At 70.8% G+C, this 19790-nt stretch carries 16 protein-coding genes, 1 tRNA gene and 1 pseudogene; 10 read left to right on the forward strand and 8 right to left on the reverse strand.

What is annotated here, in order from left to right; translation table 11 throughout:
- Nucleotides 1-75 precede the first annotated feature (75 nt).
- A complete protein-coding gene (locus LDO11_RS09585; RefSeq protein WP_232141350.1) occupies nt 76-945 on the reverse strand; it encodes a M15 family metallopeptidase in 870 nt (289 codons plus the stop codon).
- Nucleotides 946-1053: 108 nt separating this feature from the next.
- On the opposite strand from LDO11_RS09585, the gene LDO11_RS09590 reads away from it, so the two are divergent.
- From LDO11_RS09590 to rnt, 5 genes are all read left to right on the forward strand, one after another.
- The gene (locus tag LDO11_RS09590; protein ID WP_129135607.1) at nt 1054-1911 is read left to right on the forward strand and encodes a hypothetical protein; all 858 of its coding nucleotides are present in this window, start codon (nt 1054-1056) and stop codon (nt 1909-1911) included.
- A 38-nt stretch (nt 1912-1949) separates the two neighbouring features.
- Nucleotides 1950-2768 (forward strand): NRDE family protein, encoded by an 819-nt coding sequence (locus tag LDO11_RS09595; RefSeq protein ID WP_129135606.1) that lies wholly within the window; start codon nt 1950-1952, stop codon nt 2766-2768.
- A gap of 29 nt (nt 2769-2797) precedes the next feature.
- The gene (locus LDO11_RS09600) at nt 2798-3568 is read left to right on the forward strand and encodes an SDR family oxidoreductase (protein WP_232141351.1); all 771 of its coding nucleotides are present in this window, start codon (nt 2798-2800) and stop codon (nt 3566-3568) included.
- Between the two features lie 72 nt (nt 3569-3640).
- Nucleotides 3641-4207 (forward strand): elongation factor P-like protein YeiP, encoded by a 567-nt coding sequence (gene yeiP / locus LDO11_RS09605; protein WP_129135604.1) that lies wholly within the window; start codon nt 3641-3643, stop codon nt 4205-4207.
- Nucleotides 4208-4220: 13 nt separating this feature from the next.
- Nucleotides 4221-4886 (forward strand): ribonuclease T, encoded by a 666-nt coding sequence (gene rnt / locus LDO11_RS09610; RefSeq protein ID WP_232141352.1) that lies wholly within the window; start codon nt 4221-4223, stop codon nt 4884-4886.
- A 50-nt stretch (nt 4887-4936) separates the two neighbouring features.
- Here the strand turns inward: rnt and sugE are convergent, their stop codons facing one another.
- The 5 genes and pseudogenes from sugE to rnr form a co-directional block, all read right to left on the reverse strand.
- The gene (gene sugE / locus LDO11_RS09615; RefSeq protein WP_129135602.1) at nt 4937-5254 is read right to left on the reverse strand and encodes a quaternary ammonium compound efflux SMR transporter SugE; all 318 of its coding nucleotides are present in this window, start codon (nt 5252-5254) and stop codon (nt 4937-4939) included.
- 122 nt (nt 5255-5376) lie between these two features.
- Nucleotides 5377-5505: a diguanylate cyclase domain-containing protein gene (locus tag LDO11_RS15740; protein WP_343226122.1), complete on the reverse strand. Its 129-nt coding sequence runs from the start codon at nt 5503-5505 to the stop codon at nt 5377-5379.
- Nucleotides 5506-5547: 42 nt separating this feature from the next.
- Nucleotides 5548-5853 (reverse strand): annotated as a pseudogene (locus LDO11_RS09625) (ligand-binding sensor domain-containing protein); the annotation flags it as partial.
- A 133-nt stretch (nt 5854-5986) separates the two neighbouring features.
- Entirely contained in the window at nt 5987-6736 is a 750-nt protein-coding gene (gene rlmB, locus LDO11_RS09630) for a 23S rRNA (guanosine(2251)-2'-O)-methyltransferase RlmB (RefSeq protein ID WP_232141353.1), read from the reverse strand.
- 63 nt (nt 6737-6799) lie between these two features.
- A complete protein-coding gene (gene rnr, locus LDO11_RS09635; RefSeq protein WP_232141354.1) occupies nt 6800-9265 on the reverse strand; it encodes a ribonuclease R in 2466 nt (821 codons plus the stop codon).
- Nucleotides 9266-9366: 101 nt separating this feature from the next.
- Here rnr and LDO11_RS09640 point away from each other — a divergent pair.
- The 3 genes from LDO11_RS09640 to cydC all read left to right on the forward strand — a co-directional run bounded on the left by LDO11_RS09640 (nt 9367) and on the right by cydC (nt 13079).
- Nucleotides 9367-9451: transfer RNA gene (locus LDO11_RS09640), tRNA-Leu, on the forward strand.
- A gap of 221 nt (nt 9452-9672) precedes the next feature.
- A complete protein-coding gene (gene cydD, locus LDO11_RS09645; RefSeq protein ID WP_232141355.1) occupies nt 9673-11406 on the forward strand; it encodes a thiol reductant ABC exporter subunit CydD in 1734 nt (577 codons plus the stop codon).
- Nucleotides 11403-13079 (forward strand): thiol reductant ABC exporter subunit CydC, encoded by a 1677-nt coding sequence (cydC, locus tag LDO11_RS09650; protein WP_232141356.1) that lies wholly within the window; start codon nt 11403-11405, stop codon nt 13077-13079. Before cydD ends, cydC begins: the two co-directional genes overlap by 4 nt.
- A gap of 27 nt (nt 13080-13106) precedes the next feature.
- Here cydC and LDO11_RS09655 read toward each other — a convergent pair whose 3' ends face one another.
- Nucleotides 13107-13871 (reverse strand): Crp/Fnr family transcriptional regulator, encoded by a 765-nt coding sequence (locus LDO11_RS09655; RefSeq protein WP_232141357.1) that lies wholly within the window; start codon nt 13869-13871, stop codon nt 13107-13109.
- Between the two features lie 95 nt (nt 13872-13966).
- Here LDO11_RS09655 and parC point away from each other — a divergent pair, with 95 nt between their 5' ends.
- The gene (gene parC, locus LDO11_RS09660) at nt 13967-16210 is read left to right on the forward strand and encodes a DNA topoisomerase IV subunit A (RefSeq protein ID WP_232141358.1); all 2244 of its coding nucleotides are present in this window, start codon (nt 13967-13969) and stop codon (nt 16208-16210) included.
- Between the two features lie 117 nt (nt 16211-16327).
- Here parC and bfr read toward each other — a convergent pair whose 3' ends face one another.
- A complete protein-coding gene (gene bfr, locus LDO11_RS09665) occupies nt 16328-16825 on the reverse strand; it encodes a bacterioferritin (RefSeq protein ID WP_232141359.1) in 498 nt (165 codons plus the stop codon).
- Nucleotides 16826-17000: 175 nt separating this feature from the next.
- On the opposite strand from bfr, the gene LDO11_RS09670 reads away from it, so the two are divergent.
- Nucleotides 17001-19643 carry a penicillin acylase family protein gene (locus LDO11_RS09670; RefSeq protein WP_232141360.1) on the forward strand — a complete coding sequence of 881 codons (2643 nt, stop codon included), beginning with the start codon at nt 17001-17003 and terminating at the stop codon, nt 19641-19643.
- The last annotated feature ends 147 nt before the right edge of the window (nt 19644-19790 follow it).

A 19790-nucleotide genomic window follows, 5' to 3' on the forward strand; every position in this document is an offset into this window, starting at 1 on the left:
GCTCCTGCGGACCGCAGCCGGTCCGGCCGCGACGATAACAGGTGTCGGCGCCGCTTGGCATCCCTGCGTATGCGCTCAGTCGCTGGCCGCGCGGCGTGCCGCACGTGCCTCACGGCAGCTGCGCGTGGACTCGACATGCACGTAGTCCTTGAGGCGCGTCCAGCGCCCGCCCCAGGTGAGCCCGGCCTGCTCGGCGAGTTCGCCATAGAGGAAGTACGCGCGCCGGGTCCAGGCATCGCCCATGTCCCACTGCAGCTTGCCGTCGCGCATCGGTGCGCTGTCCAGTGCAAGGCCGTACTGGTGGCAGCTCGACCATGCGCCCGCCAGTGTGGCGCGCCCCTCGCGCGCGAGCTCCGCCTGCCGCTCGGGCGACCGGTAGCCTTCCACCAGCACCATCCGGATCCCGTACTGCGACTGCATCACCCGGTAGATCGCCAGTACCCGCTGCTGCAGGTCGGCATCCACATGATCCCAGCGGCGGTCGGCGGTGACGACCTCGGGCCGCTCCTCGCGGATCTCGCGGGTGGTGAACACCGCCGGCGGCGGCGGTGGCGGTGGTACCAGCCGCTCGCCGCGCAGTAGCCCGGCGATCATCGTCTGCGATTCGCCGAGGTCGTCACCCTGGAAACCGGGCAGCACCACACGCTGGCGCAGGCCGAGCACGAGCAGCGGCGGCAGTACCAGCAGGACGACGGAAGCGAGCACCAGCCAGCGATGCCTGCGCAGGCCCTGGCGTACGCCCGAGCCAACCCCGGCCGCGGCACGCCCGCCGGCACCGATGCTCCGCGCAAGACCACCCGAGACCCTGGTTCCGGTTCGCGCGAAACGTGCCCGGATCCGCGCCCACCACCCCGAGAGCGCATCGCGCGCGCCGTCGAACAGCAGCAACCAGCTCGACACGCAGGCCAGCACGAAGAACACCAGCAACACGACGAGAACCGTCATGCCGCCGCTCCACACGGATGGCACGCCATTGACGCCGCGCCATCCCGGCTGCATAGAATGCGGCAACGGACTGATCCCGGCCGCGGCCGGACAAGCGCAGGATTGCCCTTGAACACTGGCGAATCGACCCGTCCCAGCCTGGTCGCAGGTAGCGGCCACACTGTGGCCGCAGGCAGCGGCCGCATCCTTGCGGACATGGAACAACGCAGGCCCGAGCGCACGCGCAGGCCGCGCAGCGGTCGTGGACGCACGCTTGCCGGCAGGCGGCTGCTGCTGGGGGTCATCGCACTCACGGTCCTTGTGTTCCTGCTCCTTGCGGCAACGCGCCTGTGGCAGGGCGTGGCCGTGGATCCGGCGCAGACTGTCCATGATCCGGCGACCGCCTTGCAAGACATTCCGGCTGCCGCGGACGCGGGCGAGCCACCACACGATGTCGCAGTGATCGTCGACGAGCGCCCGGCCGATCCGTTCCAGCGTCTTTCGGCCGGGTCGGCGGCTCCGGGGACGACCGCGGTCGCTGCCGCGGCCGCCGGAGCAGCCGCCACCCCGGCCGCGCCGCCGACGGCACGGGTCGGAGGGTCCGAACGCGTCCCGACGCGCGCGACGACCGCCCGGCGTGCGGCCGCGACCGCACCTGCGGCTGCGGCCGATGACGGCGGGCTGCTGTCGACGCTGATGCGGATCATCCACCAGGACGGCAGCGCGCCTGGCGAGGAGCACGAGTCGATGGACGCCCTGGTGGCGCAGCTGCGCGCGGACGACGAGCGCAGCCGCCAGACCCAGGCGCGCCTGGAAAGCCTGGGTGGACCGCAGGCGCAACCGGTCTCGCGGCGCGAGGCGCGAGCCCGGCAGCAGGTGGAGCAGGCGCTTGCTGCCTGCCCGCGTGCGAACACTCCAGCCGGCATCGCCTGCCGCGACCGCGTATGCGCGCCGCATGCCGGGCGCCTGGCGCTGTGCCCGCTCTGACGACGCTGCAACCCGCGCCAACCCGCTAGGCTGGGGCCATGTGCCTGGTCGCCCTCGCCTATCGCCTGCACCCACGCTGGCCACTGGTGCTCATCGCCAATCGCGACGAGGCGCATGCGCGCGCCACCGCGCCCGCCGGTTTCGATCCGGATGCCGGTGATGCCGGTGAGGTCTACGGCGGTCGCGACCTGGAAGCCGGTGGCAGCTGGTTGCAGGTGTCGACGCGTGGCCGGCTGGCCGCGGTCACCAATGTGCGGCGCGGGCTCGAACCGGAGCAGGCGCGGCGTTCGCGCGGCTGGCTGGTGCGCGATTTTGTGCGCGCCCGGGACGGTGCGATGGCGTTTGCCGAAGCGCTGCAGCCACAGGCCCGCGCATACGGCCGTTTCAACCTGCTGGTCTGGGATGGCGAGACCCTGGCCTTCGCCAGCAACGTGCCGGAACCGGTGGCGATGCCGGTGGCACCGGGCCTGCACGCGATGTCCAACGGCGCGTTCGACGCAAGCTGGCCAAAAAGCGCACATGCGACCGGCGCCCTTGCCGCGTGGCTCGACGCCCTGCCCGGTCGCGATGGATCGGTCGTGACTCCGCAGATGCTGGCGCCCCTGTTCGACGCACTCGCCGACACCGCACAGGCGCCGGACGAGCGGCTGCCCGATACCGGCGTCGGGCTTGCGCTGGAGCGCCGGCTGTCGCCGGCCTTCATCCGCGATCCGGTCTACGGCACGCGCTGCAGCTCGGTGGTGCTGGTCGAGGCGCAGTCGCTGGTGTTCGCGGAACGGCGCTTCGGCCCCGATGGTGCGGCCGCCGGCGCCTCGTTCGAGGTGCTGCCGCGGACGTCGCTGCCAGCCGCCGGGTAGAATCGCGTCCTTTCGCCGCAGGAGTTCCCATGCAGCTGTCCGACATCCGCGCCATCGTCACCGGTGGCGTTTCCGGGCTCGGCCTGGCCGTCGCCGAGCATCTCGTCGCCCGGGGCGGCAAGGTCGCGCTGTTCGACGTCAACGACGGCAAGGGCGCCGAAGCGGTCGCCGCGCTGGGCGACGACAACGCGCGCTACTTCCGCACCGATGTCACCGACGAGACCGGCGTGGCCACCAATGTCGCCGCCGCCCGCGGGTTCCTCGGCGGCCTCAACGCCTGCATCAACTGCGCGGGCATCCTGGGCGCCGGGCGCGTGCTCGGCCGCGACGGCGCGATGGCGCTGGAGCACTTCTCGAAGACGGTGATGGTCAACCTGGTCGGCAGCTTCAACGTCGCCAAGGCCGCCGCCGCGGTGATGCAGCACAACGAGGCCGGCGAAGACGGCGAGCGTGGCGCGATCGTCAACACCGCGTCGGTGGCCGCGTACGAGGGCCAGATCGGCCAGGCGGCCTACTCCGCCTCCAAGGCCGGCGTGGTCGGCATGACCCTGCCGATGGCGCGCGAGTTCTCGCGCTTCGGGATCCGCGTCAACACCATCGCGCCGGGAATCTTCTGGACCCCGATGGTGGACGGCATGCCGGACGACGTGCAGGCCTCGCTGTCGGCGTCGATCCCGTTCCCGTCGCGCCTGGGCCGACCTGAGGAATTCGCCGACCTCGTCGCCTATCTGCTCGGCAACCGCTACATCAACGGCGAGACCATCCGCCTCGACGGCGCGGTGCGGCTGGCGCCGAAGTGACGCCCGCGAAGTAACACCACTGCCGCGGCGCAGGCGTGCCGCGGTCCACCCCACATCCGACCGAACACATCCATGAAAGCCAGCGACATCAAGAAGGGCAACGTCGTCGAATACAACGGTGGCGTGTACCAGGTCCGCGACATCGAGCGCAGCTCCCCGCAGGGGCGCGGCGGCAACGTGCGCTTCCGCTTCACCATGTACAGCGTGCCGGGTGGCAACAAGCTCGACGCGAGCTTCGACGCCGACGACAGCCTGCCCGAGGTCGAACTGCTGCGCCGCCAGGCCAGCTTCTCCTACAAGGATGGCGACGCGTTCGTGTTCCTCGATGACGAGGACTACACCCCGTACCAGCTCGATGCCGACGTGGTCGGCGATGACGCCGGCTACATCACCGACGGCCTGGGTGGCTGCTTCGTGCAGGTCATCGACGACCAGCCGGTGGGGCTGCAGCTGCCGCAGACGGTGACGCTGGAGATCGTCGACACCCCGCCGGAACTCAAGGGCGGCACCGCCACCAAGCGCCCGAAGCCGGCCACGCTGTCGACCGGTCTGGAAATCCAGGTGCCGGAATACATCGCCAACGGAGAGCGCGTGCTGGTCAACACCACCACCGGCGAATTCTCCGGCCGCGCCGACTGAGCGCGGCGAACCCATGAACGAGCCTTCCACCACGCAGGACGTCCCCGCGCCGCCGAGCCTGCTGGCCAAGCGCTTTCGCGGCTATCTGCCGGTGGTGGTGGATGTGGAAACCGGCGGTTTCGACTGGAACCGCCACGCGCTGCTGGAGATCGCCGCGGTGCCGCTGGATGTCGACGCCGACGGCAGGCTGGTGCTCGGCGAGACCGCCAGTGCCCACCTGGTGCCGGCGGCAGGCACCGAGATCGACCCGAAGTCGCTCGAGGTGACCGGCATCGACCTCGACCATCCGTTCCGTTTCGCCAAGCCCGAGCGCGATGCACTCAGCCACGTGTTCGCGCCGGTGCGCACCGCGCTGAAGCGGCATGGTTGCCAGCGCGCCATCCTGGTCGGCCACAACGCCCATTTCGACCTCAACTTCCTCAACGCAGCGGTGGCGCGCAGCGGCCACAAGCGCAACCCGTTCCACCCGTTCAGCGTGTTCGACACCGTGACCCTGGCCGGCGTGGCCTATGGCCAGACCGTGCTGGCACGCGCGGTGCAGGCGGCGGGCTTCGAGTGGAATGCCGCCGATGCGCATTCGGCCGTGTACGACGCCGAGCAGACCGCGCGGCTATTCTGCACCATCGTCAACGCATGGCCGGCGCCGCCGCCGCCGGCGCCACCCGCAGTCCCGGTCTGACCGCCGACGCCACAGCCGGCACCGGCACCGGCGGTCAGGCGGTCAGGCGGTCAGGCGGTCGCCAGCTTCAACCCGATCACCCCCGCCACGATCAGCGCGATGCTGATCAGCCGGCCCGGATTCGCCGGCTCGCCCAGCAGCGTGATGCCGACCAGTGCGGTGCCGACCGCACCGATGCCGACCCAGACCGCGTAGGCGGTGCCCAGCGGCAGCGCCTTCATCGCCTGGGCCAGCAGGCCGAAGCTGATCGCCATCGCGGCGAGGGTGCCGACGGTGGGCCACAGGCGGGTGAAGCCTTCGGTGTACTTGAGCCCGACCGCCCACACGACCTCGAACAGGCCGGCGAAAAACAGGATGGTCCAGTGCATGGGAACACTCCGGTAGGCCGGGGCCGTCCCCGTTGCGGTTGGAGCGGCGGGGTCGTCCCCGCGTCCTCGATGGCGGCATTCTAGCCAGCCGCCGTCGCGCGGCGTGACCCGGGGATGACCACTCAGGCCATGTGGATGCGGTCGCGGCCCGCGCTCTTGGCGCGGTACAGCGCCTCGTCGGCCCGACGATAGACATCCGCCGGCGACGCATCGCGCGGCTCCAGCATCGACGCGCCGGCGCTGACGGTCACCCGCAGCCCGGAAAGGCCGCCCCAGTCGCTGCGCGCGGCCAGGCTGCTCCACAGTGCGCCGTCGTCATCGACATACAGCGCGCCCACGCCGTTGTCGGGCAGGGCCGGCTGGCTGGTGCTGCGATCGAAGACGGTGAATTCGAGGCCGTCGTAGCGCACCAGACCTTCCCAGGTGGCGAACCACAGGAAACCATCGGGCGTCTGCGCGATATCGCGGATCGAGTTGTGCGGCAGGCCGTGGCGCGTGGTCCAGCGGTCGACCAGGTAATCGCGCAGCGGCGCCGCCGGCAGTGCGGTGGCCTGCGTGGTGACGGCGGTTGCCGGAAACGCCGCTGCCGGCCAGGCCATGCCCAGCAGCAGGCAGCCGAGAATGCAGATGCGACGCAGGGCGCCCGCCACGTACGCGGCCATGCCGCGCGCGCGCCCGCCATCGTCAGGGCCCCGGACCACGGGCCGCAGCACGCGCGCCACGGCCAAGGGTTCAGCCCGTCAGGCGCTGGCGCACAGCCTCGAACAGTGCGACGCCCGTGGCCACCGACACGTTGAGACTTTCGAATCCGCCCGGCATCGGGATGCGCGCCAGGCTGTCGCAGTGTTCGCGGGTAAGACGGCGCAGACCCTCGGCCTCACCGCCCAGCACCAGCGCCACGTTGCCGCGCAGGTCGAGGCTGTACATCGAGGTTTCGGCATCACCGGCCAGGCCGTGGATCCACACGCCCTGCTTCTGCAGTTCGCGCAGGGTGCGGGAGAGATTGGTCGCACGCACCACAGGCACGGTATCGGCGGCACCGGCGGAGGTCTTGCGCACCGTGGCGTTGACCTGCACCGCCTTGTCCTTCGGGATCACCACCGCGGTGGCGCCGGCCGCCGCGGCACTGCGCAGGCAGGCGCCGAGGTTGTGCGGGTCCTGCACGCCATCCAGTACCAGCACCAGCGCCTTGCCACCGGCAGCCTCCACCATGGCGGCGAGGTCATGCTCATCCCAGGTTCTGGCCGCGATATACCGCGCGGCCACGCCCTGGTGCCGCAGCCCGCCGGCCACGCCGTCGAGCGCCTGCTGGTTGACGCGGCGCACGTCGATGTCGCGACGCCGCGCCGCGGATTCGATCTCGGCGATGCGCGGGTTCTTCGCGCCCGCCTCCAGCAGCACCTCGCGGACGTTCCCGGCATCGTGCTCGACGGCCGCCGCAACGGCGTTGATGCCGGCGATCCAGGAGGTCTGCTTGCTCATCGCGGTCCGCGGTACTCGAGGGGGCGCCCATTGTAGACGGACGGCAGGGGCCGCCGCCCGGGATCACCCGTAGGGCTTCTTGACCCGCTTGGCCGGCTTGCCGCGCGGCGGCGGCGGCTTCGGTCCGCGATCCTCCTCGACCAGCCCGAAATCGATCTTGCGTTCCTCGAGGCTGGCCTTGAGCACGCGCACGTCGAGGCGGTCGCCGAGGCGGAACTCGCGCCCGGTGCGCTCGCCGGCCAGCGTCTTGCGCAGCGGATCGAAGTGGTAGAAGTCGCGCGGCAGTTGGGTGACGTGGATCAGCCCGTTGACCTTGGACTGGTCGAGCTCGACGAACAGGCCGAAGCTGGTCACGCCGCTGATCACGCCGGAGAACTCGCCGCCGACGTGCTGCTCCATCCACGCCGCGCGGTAGCGCTCGTCCACCTCGCGCTCGGCCTCGTCGGCACGCCGACCGCGCTCGGAGCACTGCAGTGCCAGCGCGGCCATGTCGTTGGTCGAATAGCGGAACGACGACGGCTTCCTGCCCGACAGCACGTGCTTGATCGCGCGGTGCACCAGCAGGTCGGGGTAGCGACGGATCGGCGAGGTGAAGTGCGAGTACGCCTCCAGCGCCAGCCCGAAGTGGCCGATGTTTTCGGCCGAATACACCGCCAGGCTCTGGCTGCGCAGCAGCACCGATTCGAGCAGCGCGGCATCCGGACGTTCGCGCACCTTGGTCAAGAGCGCGGTGAAGTCCTTCGGCTGCACCTTGCCCCACGGCGGCATGCGCAGCTGGAACTCCTTGAGGAACTCCAGCAGGTCGGCGTACTTGGATTCCGGCGGCTTGTCGTGGATGCGGTACATGCCCGGCACCTCGGAGGCCAGCAACGCCTTCGCCGCCTCCACGTTCGCGGCGATCATGCATTCCTCGATCAGCTTGTGTGCGTCGTTGCGCAACAGCATGCCGGCCTGTACCACCTCACCGCGGTTGTCGAGGACGAAGCGCACCTCCGAGGTCTCGAACTCGATCGCCCCGCGCTTGTTGCGCGCCTTCGACAGCACCTTGTAGAGCTGGTGCAGGTGGCGCAGCTGCGGCATCAGCGCACCGACCTGCGCCTGCGCATCCGGATCCTCCTCGCCGACCGCGTTCCACACCTGCGTGTAGGTCAGGCGCGCGTGCGAGTGCATCACCGCCTCGTAGAACTCGGACTGGTGCACGCTGCCGTCGCGGCCGACCTGCATGTCGCAGACGAAGCACAGGCGGTCCACTTCAGGACACAGCGAGCAGATGCCGTTGGACAGCGTCTCCGGCAGCATCGGCACCACGAACCCCGGGAAGTACACGCTGGTGGCGCGCAGCTGCGCCTCGTTGTCGAGCGGCGTGCCCGGCTGCACGTAGTGCGAGACGTCGGCGATCGCCACCACCAGGCGGAAGCCGTCGCGGTTGGGTTCGCACCAGACCGCGTCGTCGAAGTCCTTGGCGTCCTCGCCATCGATGGTCACCAGCGGCAGCCGGCGAAGATCGCGGCGCGCGTTGGCAGTGGGAATGTCGACCTCCAGCGGGATCGCCGTGGCCTGGTCGATGACCTCCTGCGGGAACTCGTGCGGCAGGTCGTGGCCGTGTATGGCCGCCTCCACCACAAGCGATGGCGTCAGCGCATCGCCCAGCACCGCCAGCACCCGACCGATCGGCGGCCGGCGGGCATCGCCGGCGTTGACGATCTCGCATACCACCAGCTGGCTGTGCTCGGCGCCATTGCGCGAATCCTGCGGCACCTGCACGTTGCGCTGGATGCGGCGGTCGTCGGGCACCACGTAGCTGATGCCCGACTCCACCATGTAGCGGCCGATCAGGCGCGTCAGCCTGCGTTCCAGCACCTCGACGATCGCGCCTTCGCGGCGACCCCGGCGATCCATGCCGGTGACACTGGCCATCACCCGGTCACCGTGCATCACCTTGCGCATCTCGCCCGGCGGCAGGAACAGGTCGTCGCCGGCACCGGTGTCGGGACGCAGGAAGCCGAAGCCCTCGGGGTTGGCGATCACCGTGCCGGGGATCAGGTCCATGCGCGCCGCCGGCACGAAGCCGCCGCGCCGGTTCTGCAACAGCTGGCCATCGCGCACCATCGCGCCCAGGCGCTTGCCCAGCGCATCGAAGCGCTCCGGCTCGGTCAGCGCGAAGTGGGTGGCGAGGTCATCGGCGGTCTGCGGGCCATCGGCCTCGCCCAGCCACAGCAGGATGGCTTCGCGGCTGACGATGGGATTCTCGTAACGGCCCGCCTCGCGCTCGGCCTGCGGATCGCGGAACCCGCCCGGCTTGCCGGCGCCGCCCGGCTTGCGGCCCGGCTTGCGGCCCGTCGGAGGCTTGCCGGGTGTCTTGCCCGACGTGGCGCGCGGCGCGTCGCGCAGCGTGTCCGGCATCCAGCCCGGAAGTGCATCGCCGCCGCGGCCCCTGGCCTTCGGCGTGCCGCTTTTCTGTGTGCCCCCGCGCGTTGCGGAGGTGCTGTCGACGCGCTTCTGGCCGCGTTTGCCTGGTGTCTTTGCCATGGCGGCGATGGTACATGGCGGCTTCCGCGACGACGCGTGATGCGGATGCATGCGAAGCGTTGACAAGGTCTCCTCCGCACCGCAACATACGCGCCTCACCTGCCCAGGTGGCGGAATTGGTAGACGCACTAGTTTCAGGTACTAGCGGGTAAAACCGTGGAGGTTCGAGTCCTCTCCTGGGCACCAAGCAACAACGTCGGGACGCTGCAGCAACTCCCGAGGTGATGAAGAAACCCCGCCGAAAGCGGGGTTTTTTGTTGGCCGGGTACGGGCGTTGCCGGGGTCGCGGTGGCGACACGCCATCCACGACGGACACGCGCCACAGATGCACGGGGAGCCACGGACGCGCCTGGTGACGCGGCTACAATGGCCGCGCGCTCCGCGCTCCCATCGTCGAACCGTCCTCCATGGATCCAGCAGACGCGGCGGAACCGCTGCCGCAAGCCTCCGTATCCCGTGCCGACCAGATCCGCCGCCTCGATGCGCTCGCAGCGCCGGTGCGCGGGCGACTGCGTGTGGCCGGCGGATGCACGGTGGTCGCGGGCTGGCTGCTGATCGCCCAGGCCGCGCTGATCGCACTGCTGGTCCAGCGCGGGCTGGTGGAAGGCGCGGCCCCGGCCTCGCTCGCGCCCGCCCTGCTGGCGCTGGTCGCGGTAGGACTGGCACGCGCCGCGCTGCTGCTGGGTGCCCGCCGCACCGCCGATGCCGCCGGCACCACACTGCGCGCCAGCCTGCGTCGCACCCTTGCCGTGCGCGTGCTTGGCCGCGGGGCGCCATGGCTGCGGCGCCAGCGCAGTGGTGCATTGAGTGAACTCACGGGCACCCATGTCGACGCGCTCGACGGCTACTTCGGTGGGTACCTGCTGGCGCGGCTGGAAGTGATGCTGGTGCCGCTGGCGATGCTGGTGGTGGCCCTGTTGGTGGAACCCGTGGTCGGCGTGCTGCTGCTGGTGACGATGCCGCTGGCACCGGTTTTCATGATGCTGGTCGGCTGGGGCGCGCAGGCGGCGAGCCAGCGCCAGCTGCGTGCGCTGTCGCGGATGGGCGGTCATTTTGCCGACCGCCTGCGCGGACTCGGCCTGATCCGCCTCTACGGGCGTGGCAACGCCGAACTCGCGGGCATCGAAGGCGCGGCCGAGGGCCTGCGCGAGCGCAGCCTGAAGGTCCTGCGGATCGCCTTCCTCTCGTCGACGGTGCTGGAATTCTTCGCCTCGGTGAGCGTGGCGGTGATCGCGCTGTACCTGGGCATGAGCTACCTCGGCATGATCGACCTGCGCGGCGGTGCGCCGCTGACACTGGGCACCGGGCTGTTCCTGCTGCTGCTCGCCCCGGAGTTCTATGCACCGATGCGCCGGCTGGCCGCGCACTACCACGACCGTGCGAGCGCGCTGGCCGCGCTGGAGGAGATCGAGCATGCGCTGGCCGACGACGTCGAACCCGCATCCAGTGCGGCGCTACAGGCGGACGAGCCGATCCGGTCCACGTCCCTAGCCCCGGCGGCATCCACCACTGCACCTGCGGTGACGTTGCAGGGCATCAGCGTGCGCCACGCCGGCGCCGGGCGCGACGCGCTGTCCGCGCTCGACCTGGAGATCGCGCCCGGTGAATTCGTGGCCCTGGCGGGTGGCAGCGGCAGTGGCAAGAGCACGTTGCTGGAAGCGATCGCCGGCTGGCTGCCGCTGCGCGAGGGCCGCATCGTCATCGCGCCGCCCGACGCGCGCATCGGCTATGCGCCGCAGCGTCCTTACCTGTTCCACGGCAGCATCGCCGACAACCTGCGCATCGCCCGTCCCGACGCCGACGACGCGTCGCTGCAGGCCGCCGCCGAAGCCGCGCAGGTCATGCGTTTCGCCACCCGCCTGCCCGGCGGGCTCGACACCGTGATCGGCGAGCGCGGCTTCGGGCTGTCCGGAGGCGAGGCCCGGCGCATCGCGCTGGCGCGGCTGTTCCTGCGTGACCCCGCCCTCGCCCTGCTCGACGAGCCCACCGCGTTCCTCGACCCCGACACCGAACGCGCCGTGCTCGAGGCGCTGGTGGCCTTCGCCCGCGGGCGCACGCTGATCGTGGCCACCCACAGCGATGCGGCACTCGAGGCAGCCGGCCGGGTGGTGAAACTCCATGCCGCGGGTGGCCTGCAATGAGCGGACCCGCGACCGGTTCGGCGGCGGTGTTCCGCCGCCATGCGCTGCCGATCACGCTGGCGATCCTGTTGCTGGCGGCGACCGTGGCCGCGGGCACCGGGTTGCTGGCACTCTCGGGTCATTTCCTCACCGCGGCCGCGCTCGCCGGCGGGCTGGCATCGGGATTCAATTTCTTCGGACCATCGGCCGGGATCCGCGCGCTGACCTTCGCGCGCATCGTCTCGCGCTATGCGGAAAAGCTCTACGGGCACGACGTCACCCTGCGCCTGGCACGCGACCTGCGGGTGTGGTTCTTCGCACGCGCCCTGCCGCAGGCACCGCTGGGGCTCGGCCGCGAGCGGCTGGGCGACCTGCTGGCGCGGCTGGTGGGCGATATCGAGACCGCCGACGGCCTGCTGATCCGTGCACTCGGCCCGCTGCTGGCACTGGCAGCCATCACGGTGGTGGTGATCGCGGCCACCGCACTGGTGTTGCCGCCCGCTGCGCTGTGCCTGCTGGCCGCGGCGCTGGCGATCGGCGTGGGTGTGCCGGCGACCACCGGCTGGGGCGCGCGCAATGCCGAGCACGACCGCGCGACCGCACGTTCCGGGCTGCGGCAGGCGATGCAGGAAGGCATCGAAGGCGCGGCCGACCTGATCGCACTGGATGCGCAGGCCGGGCAGCTGGCTCGCATCGACGCCGCTGCCGGCGAACTGGCCGCGCGCGAATCGCGCCTGCTGCAGCGCCTGTCCTGGTCGGGACTGGTGCATGCGCTGGTGGTCGCGCTCGCATTGCCGGCGCTGCTGTGGCTGCTACTGGTGGCGCACCATGCCGGCGAGATCGGCACCGCGGCCGCCGCGGCGGTGCTGTTTGCAGGCGTCGCCCTGTTCGAGGTCGCGGCCGGCGTCGGCCAGGCCTGGCAGGCATTGCGCGCGGCACGGGCATCGCTGCGGCGGCTCGATGACATCGCGATGCGCGCAGCGCCGGTGGAGCCACCGGCGGAAGCTGTCGCGCTGCCGGCACAGGGCATGCTGCAGCTGTCCGGCGTGCGCTTCGACTGGGGCGGCGCTGCGCCACGCGCGGTACTCGACGGCGTCGACCTCGAACTGCGCCCCGGCGAACGTGTTGCGATCTCCGGCGACAGCGGCGCCGGGAAATCCTCGCTGATGGCGCTGCTGCTGCGGCTGCGCGACCCCGATGCCGGGCACATCGCGTTCGGCGGAGTGGATCTGCGCGAAGCCGACCTCGCGGACTGGCACGCGAGGCTTGCCTGGCTGCCGCAGGATGCGCCGGTGTTCGCCGGCAGCGTGCGCGACAACCTCGCGATGGGCGACGCCGCCGCCGACGACGCACGCATGTGGCAGGTACTGGAGGCGGTGCGCCTCGGCGATACCGTGCGCGGCCTGCAGGGTGGACTCGACGGCTGGATCGGCGAGAGCGGCAGCAGCCTCTCCGGCGGGCAGGCACGGCGGCTGGCGCTGGCGCGTGCATTGCTGCGCGATGCGCCGGTGATCCTGCTCGATGAACCCACCGAAGGCCTCGACGTGGACACCGCGCATGCGCTGCTGCACGACGTCGCCTGCCTTGCCGAAGGCCGCAGCGTGCTGATGATCAGTCACGACACCCTGCCCGCGGGCGTCGTGCACCGGCGCTACCGCCTGCGCGATGGTCAGCTGCAAGCGGCCGACGCATAGCGCCGCGGGCCTTGCCGCGAGGAACGCTCAGCCCGAGGGCTGCACCAGCGCGCGCAGCCGGTCGGGCGCGCGCAGTTGGATGTGGTGCGGATCGTCGAAATGCACGAACTCCTCCCGGCGCAGCCGGGTGAAGCTGCGGCTGACGGTTTCCACCGTGAGCCCGAGATGGTCGGCGATATCGGCGCGCGTCATCGGCAGATCGACGCGATCCGCCTCGCCACCGCGCTGGTGCTGGCGCGCGGCCATGTCGAGCAGGAAGCCCGCGAGGCGTTCGAGCGGCGTCATCCGTGCCAGCGCCATGTGGTTGGATTCGCTGGCATCGAGGGCGTTGAACGCGCGGTCGAGCACGCCCGAACCGAGCTCCGGGTGGCGCTCGCACAGCGCGCGCATGCCCTGCAGCGGGAACGCGCACAGCGCGGTGTCGCTGATCGCCTCGATGGTGTGCCGGTGGGTCAGCGAACCGGTCAGGCCGATGAAGTCGCCGGCCTGCAGGAACCCGGCCACCAGGCGGCGGCCATCGCCCAGCACGCGCACCTGGCGCAGCATGCCGCTGGTGACGGTGTAGACATCACGGCGCGGCGCGCCCTCGCGCGCCAGCGTGGCGCCCGCCGGCAGCCGCAGCTTGCCGGCCGCGGCCTCCAGATCGCGGGTTTCCTCCTGCGGCAGCGACGCGCACACCGACAGGTGCCGGGCCAGGCACCCGTCGCAGCCCACGTGGGGCTCGCGTCGCGGTGCATCGGTGCGCCCGCGTACTCCTTGCGGAGCCGCCTGCGGGCTGGCGCGCTTGCTCATCATGGACTCCGTCGCGGGTGGTCATTCTAGCCAGGCAGGGCGTGAACCCTGGCTGCCCCGGTAGAATCGACGGTTTCCCCGCAGTACCGGTCCCGATGAACGACACCGTCCGTCCCGTCTTCCATGGCTTCGAGCAGATCCCGCTGCGCGAGTACGCCGAACGCGCCTATCTCGACTACTCGATGTACGTGGTGCTGGACCGCGCCCTGCCCTTCATCGGCGACGGCCTGAAGCCGGTGCAGCGCCGGATCATCTATGCGATGAGCGAGCTCGGACTGGGCTCCGCGGCCAAGCCGAAGAAGTCCGCGCGCACCGTGGGTGACGTGATCGGCAAGTACCACCCGCACGGCGACAGCGCCTGCTACGAGGCGATGGTGCTGATGGCGCAGCCGTTCTCGTACCGCTATCCGCTGATCGACGGCCAGGGCAACTTCGGCTCCAGCGACGACCCGAAGTCGTTCGCCGCGATGCGCTACACCGAATCGAAGATGACCCCGATCGCGGAGATGCTGCTGGGCGAACTCGCGCACGGCACCGTCGACTGGACCGCCAACTTCGACGGCACGCTCGACGAGCCTTCGTGGCTGCCGGCGCGGCTGCCGCACCTGCTGCTCAACGGCACCACCGGCATCGCGGTCGGCATGGCCACCGACGTGCCGCCGCACAACCTCAACGAGGTGGTGAGCGCATGCGTGCGCCTGCTCGAGGATCCGGACGCCAGCGTGCGCGACCTCTGCGAGCATGTGCGCGGCCCGGACTACCCGACCACCGCCGAAATCATCACCCCGGCGTCGGACCTGATCACGCTGTACGAGACCGGCAGCGGCGCGATCCGCGCGCGCGCGACCTGGGCGCGCGAAGCGCACAACATCGTGGTGACCGCGCTGCCGCACCAGGTCTCGCCTTCGAAGGTGATCGAGCAGATCGCCGCGCAGATGCGCGCCAAGAAACTGCCGTGGCTGGAGGACATCCGCGACGAGTCCGACCACGCCAACCCGACCCGCATCGTAATGGTGCCGCGCTCGAACCGTGTCGATGCCGAACAGCTGATGGGCCACCTGTTCGCCACCACCGACCTCGAGCGCAGCTACCGCGCGAACTTCAACGTCATCGGGCTCGACGGCCGCCCGCAGGTGAAGAACCTGAAGATGCTGCTGTCGGAATGGCTCGAGTTCCGCTTCGCCACCGTGACCCGCCGCCTGCAGCACCGTCTGGAAAAGGTGGAGCGTCGCCTGCACCTGCTGGAAGGCCTGCTGGTGGCCTTCCTCAACCTCGACGAGGTGATCCGCATCATCCGCACCGAGGACGAGCCGAAGCCCGCGCTGATCGCACGCTTCGCGCTCTCGGAAGAACAGGCCGAGTACATCCTCGAGACGCGCCTGCGCCAGCTGGCACGCCTGGAGGAAATGAAGATCCGCGGCGAGCAGGACGAACTCGCCACCGAGCGCGACCGCATCACCGCGACGCTGGGCTCGAATGCGAAGCTGAAGAAGCTGGTCAAGGACGAGCTGCTGGCCGACGCGAAGAAGTACGGCGATCAACGGCGTTCGCCCCTGGTGGCACGCGGCGCGGCCCAAGCGCTGGCAGAGACCGACCTGGTGCCCAGCGAGCCGGTAACCATCGCGCTCAGCGCCAAGGGCTGGGTGCGCGCGGCCAAGGGCCACGACGTCGACCCGGCGGGGCTGTCCTACCGCGAGGGCGACCAGCTGCTGGCTGCGGTGCGTGGCCGCAGCACCCAGACCGTGGTGTTCCTTGATTCCAGCGGCCGCAGTTATTCAACGATCGCCCACAGCCTGCCGTCGGCGCGTGGCAACGGCGAACCGCTGACCGGGCGCTTCTCGCCGGCGCCCGGCGCATCGTTCGTGGCCCTGGCCAGCGGCGAGCCGGATGCGCGCTTCGTGCTGGCGTCGTCGCAGGGCTACGGCTTCGTGACCCGCTTCGAGAACCTGGTCGGCCGGCAGAAGGCCGGCAAGGCGATGCTGTCGCTGTCGGAAGGCGCGCAGGTGTTGCAGCCCGCGCAGCTGTGCGGTACCGCCGACGACCGCATCGTCGCGGTGACCAGCGCCGGGCACCTGCTGGCGTTTCCGGTCAGCGAACTGCCGGAACTCGAGCGCGGCAAGGGCAACAAGATCATCGAGATCCCCAAGGCCAAGCGGGGCACGGAGCGGGTGGTCGCGGTGGCGGTGCTCGGCGCCGGGCAGACACTGCAGGTGAAGTCCGGCGCGCGCACGATGTCGCTGTCGTGGAAGGACCTGGACAGCTACATCGGGGTGCGGGCGAGTCGTGGCGGACTGTTGCCGCGCGGTTGGCAGAAGGTGGAGGCGCTCGCAGTCGAGTAACGCAGCGCGTGGCGACGCGGTGGGTTGCGTCGCACGGGCGCGAATCCGGTGTCTCGAAGGCCGGTGTCCCGAAGGAAGGGATGAGGGCCGCGTGGGAATGGCACGCGGCGGTTGCCCCTAGTGCGTGCCGGCGTCCGTGCCGCCGGCCTCGCCCATCCTGCTCTGCTGGTAATTTTCCAGGCCGATCATCCTGATCAGGCGCAGCTGCTGTTCCAGCCAGTAGGTATGGTCTTCCTCGGTGTCGGCGAGCTGGGTGACCAGCACTTCCCGGCTCACGTAGTCCTGGTGCTGCTCGCACAGCGCGATGCCGCGGGCGAGATCGCCGCGCACCTTGTACTCGAGGTCGAGGTCGCGCTGCAGCATCTCCTCCACCGTGCGCCCGGGTTCGAACGCGTGCGGGCGCATGTCGGGATCGCCCTCGAGGAACAGGATCCGCCGCAGCAGCGCATCGGCGTGCTGGGTCTCCTCCTCCATCTCGTGGTTGATGCGCTCGTAGAGGCGATGCAGGCCGAGGTCCTCGTAGCGGCGCGAATGCAGGAAGTACTGGTCGCGCGCCGCCAGCTCGCCGCGCAGCAGCTCCTTCAGGTATTCGATGACTTCGGGGTGACCCTTCATGACGCGACCTCTCGACGGACAGCTGGACGGCCGGAGTATGCCGGCTTGTGCGCGCATGCGATCGGATGAGAATCCGTCCGAGTCGCATTCGCGTGTCGGCAGGGTCCGGCAAGGTCCGCCGCTGCTTCCACGCCGCGCCCTCCTAGAATCGGACCTTCGACAAGGGGGATGGACCATGCGGCCTGGAATCCGGCGCCCGCTTCGCGCGGGCCTGCTGTTGCTGATTGCCATCGCGTTGCTGGCGGCCCTGGCCGCGTGGCTGCTGTTGCGCGGCAGCGTGCCGCGGCTGGACGGGGATTCCGACCTTGCCGGCCTGGGTGCCCCGGTGGCGGTCAGCCGCGACGCGCTCGGCGTGGTGACCATCGAGGCCGGCAGCGAGGCCGATGCGATGCGCGTGCTGGGCTGGGTGCACGCGCAGGAGCGCTATTTCGAGATGGACCTGATGCGTCGGGTGCCGGCGGGCGAACTGTCGGCGCTGTTCGGCGCCCGCGCCCTCGACGTGGACCGCGCCAACCGCATGCATCGCATGCGCGCACGCGTGGAGGCGCGGCTGCCGGACATCGTCGCCGGCCGCGAGGCGTCGCTGCAGGCCTATGTGGATGGCGTCAACGCAGGCCGCGACGCCTTGCGCGTACGCCCGTGGCCCTACCTGCTGCTGCGCCAGCGACCGCAACCGTGGACCACGTCGGACACGGTGCTGGCGGGCTATGCGATGTACTTCGACCTGCAGGACGCGGCCAACACGCGCGAGCTGGCGCTGGCGCGCCTGCGCGAACACCTGCCGCCACCGCTCTACACCCTGCTCACCCACGCCGGCAGCAGCTGGGATGCGCCGTTGTCCGGCGAGGTCTGGGGCGACGCAACGCTGCCCGATGCCGCCGTCCTCGACCTGCGGACGCTGCCCACGCCGGCAGCGGATACGCCGGTGGCGCCGGCCCAGCAGCTGATCGGATCGGTGCCGGGGACGGGCGACAGGAGCGGGGGTGCGCGCCTTGCGTCCGAAATGCCTGCCCTCACTCCACCGTCCGCTCCGCGGTGGCTCGCCCTCTCTGCCGTGATGCCGGAGAGATTCATTGGCGGCGTGCCTGCGGAGACCGACCTCCTGCCCGGCAGCAACAATTTCGCGGTTTCCGGCCGACTCACCGACGACGGCCGTGCACTGGTGGCCGACGACATGCACCTCGGCCTGCGCGCGCCGAACATCTGGTTCCGCGTGCGCCTGCGCTATCCCGACGCCACCGCACCCGGCGGGCAGGTCGATGTCACCGGCTTCACCCTGCCCGGCCTGCCCGCGGTGATCGTGGGCAGCACCGGCCACGTGGCCTGGGGTTTCACCAACAGCTACGGCGACTACCTCGACTGGCAGCGGGTACGGCCGTGCGCCGCGCCCGGGCCGGCGACCACGGCGGGTTGCACCGGCTACGAACGCCATGAGGAACGGATCGCGGTGGCTGGCGGCAAACCCGTCACCGTGGCGGTGGACGAAACCGCATGGGGCCCGATCCTGCATCGCGAGGCCGACGGCAGCGCGCTGGCGCTGCGCTGGGTGGCACACCTGCCCGGCTCACTGGACTTCGGGCTCGCCGGATTCGTGCGCGCACGCAACCTCGACCATCTGCTGCAGATCGCCAACCGCACCGCCACGCCCACGCAGAACCTCGTCGCCGGCGACCGCCATGGCGCGATCGCCTGGCGGCTGCTCGGCCCGCTGCCACAGCGCGCGCCGGGTTGCGACGGCGCGCGGATTTCCACCGCGCCCGGTGGCGATGGCGATGGCGATGGCACGACCTGCGAGCCCTGGCCGATCGCCACCAACGCATCCCCGCTGCTGCGCTCGCCCACGGCGGACCGGTTGTGGACAGCCAACAACCGTATCCTCGATGGGGCCGGGTTCCAGCGCATCGGCGACGGCGGCGCCACCCTCGGCGCACGCGCGAGGCAGATCCGTGACGCCCTGGCCGCAGGCGAACGGTTCGACGAGCGCGAGCTGCTGGACATCCAGCTCGACGATCGCGCGCTGCTGATGACGCGCTGGTGGGAACTGCTGCGCACGTTCGCTGGCAACGACGCGACCGCCGGCAGCGACGACCACAACGCGCCCGCGCTGCGCGCGCTTGCGGCGGCATCCGCTGACTGGAGCGGCCACGCCGATGTCGATTCGGCGAGTTACCGCATCGTGCGGGCCTGGCGCCTGGCGGTGCATGCGCGGATCGCCGACGGCCTGGCCTCGCCCGCGCTGGCAACTCTGGGTACCGACTTCGCGCTGCCGTCGTTGCCGCACCTCGAAGGCGTGGCATGGCCATTGCTGGGCGCACGTCCTGCGCATCTGCTGCCGCGCCGCTACAGCTGCGCGACGCGCGCACCCGGCGACGCCGTCTGCGACGACGCCCGCGATGGCTGGACCGCGCTGCTCGAGGATGCGGCAGCCCAGGTGCGCGACGAGCTCGGCCAAACCGACCCTCTGGCGGCGCGGACCTGGGGCGAACGCAACACCGCCTCGATCTGCCATCCGCTGGCGGGTGCGATTCCGCTCATCGGTCGTCGTCTGCTGTGCATGCCGGCCGAGCCACTGCCGGGCGACAGCATGATGCCGCGCGTGCAGGGGCCGGGTTTCGGCGCCTCGCAGCGGATGGTGGTGGCCCCGGGGCACGAGGCCGATGGCATCGCCCACATGCCCGGCGGCCAGAGCGGCCATCCGCTGTCGCCGTTCTGGGGCGCTGGCCACGACGACTGGGCCCGTGGCCGCGCCTCGCCGTTCCTGCCCGGAGAAACCCGCCACCAGCTCCTGCTGTCGCCGGCGAGCGCCGCGGGCGACTGACGTCGATCCGCCCGACCGGCGGCGCGACCTCGGTCACACCAGGCAGTGCACATCCCTTTGGGTCAAGGGCGCAATCGAGGCCAGGCCGCTCCCAAACGAAACGCGTAACCGCTGGGAGCGCTTTCGTGCGATGCCTGCCGCCGGGGC

Origin of the sequence: Alterluteimonas muca (assembly GCF_021191595.1) — a bacterium.
GTDB lineage: Bacteria > Pseudomonadota > Gammaproteobacteria > Xanthomonadales > Xanthomonadaceae > Luteimonas > Luteimonas muca.

Coding starts and splice junctions, on each gene's coding strand:
- LDO11_RS09585 (WP_232141350.1), bottom strand. CDS start 945: ATGACGGTTCTCGTCGTGTTGCTGGTGTTCTTCGTGCTGGCCTGCGTG.
- LDO11_RS09595 (WP_129135606.1), top strand. CDS start 1,950: ATGTGCCTGGTCGCCCTCGCCTATCGCCTGCACCCACGCTGGCCACTG.
- LDO11_RS09600 (WP_232141351.1), top strand. CDS start 2,798: ATGCAGCTGTCCGACATCCGCGCCATCGTCACCGGTGGCGTTTCCGGG.
- yeiP (WP_129135604.1), top strand. CDS start 3,641: ATGAAAGCCAGCGACATCAAGAAGGGCAACGTCGTCGAATACAACGGT.
- rnt (WP_232141352.1), top strand. CDS start 4,221: ATGAACGAGCCTTCCACCACGCAGGACGTCCCCGCGCCGCCGAGCCTG.
- sugE (WP_129135602.1), bottom strand. CDS start 5,254: ATGCACTGGACCATCCTGTTTTTCGCCGGCCTGTTCGAGGTCGTGTGG.
- rlmB (WP_232141353.1), bottom strand. CDS start 6,736: ATGAGCAAGCAGACCTCCTGGATCGCCGGCATCAACGCCGTTGCGGCG.
- rnr (WP_232141354.1), bottom strand. CDS start 9,265: ATGGCAAAGACACCAGGCAAACGCGGCCAGAAGCGCGTCGACAGCACC.
- cydD (WP_232141355.1), top strand. CDS start 9,673: ATGGATCCAGCAGACGCGGCGGAACCGCTGCCGCAAGCCTCCGTATCC.
- cydC (WP_232141356.1), top strand. CDS start 11,403: ATGAGCGGACCCGCGACCGGTTCGGCGGCGGTGTTCCGCCGCCATGCG.
- LDO11_RS09655 (WP_232141357.1), bottom strand. CDS start 13,871: ATGAGCAAGCGCGCCAGCCCGCAGGCGGCTCCGCAAGGAGTACGCGGG.
- parC (WP_232141358.1), top strand. CDS start 13,967: ATGAACGACACCGTCCGTCCCGTCTTCCATGGCTTCGAGCAGATCCCG.
- bfr (WP_232141359.1), bottom strand. CDS start 16,825: ATGAAGGGTCACCCCGAAGTCATCGAATACCTGAAGGAGCTGCTGCGC.
- LDO11_RS09670 (WP_232141360.1), top strand. CDS start 17,001: ATGCGGCCTGGAATCCGGCGCCCGCTTCGCGCGGGCCTGCTGTTGCTG.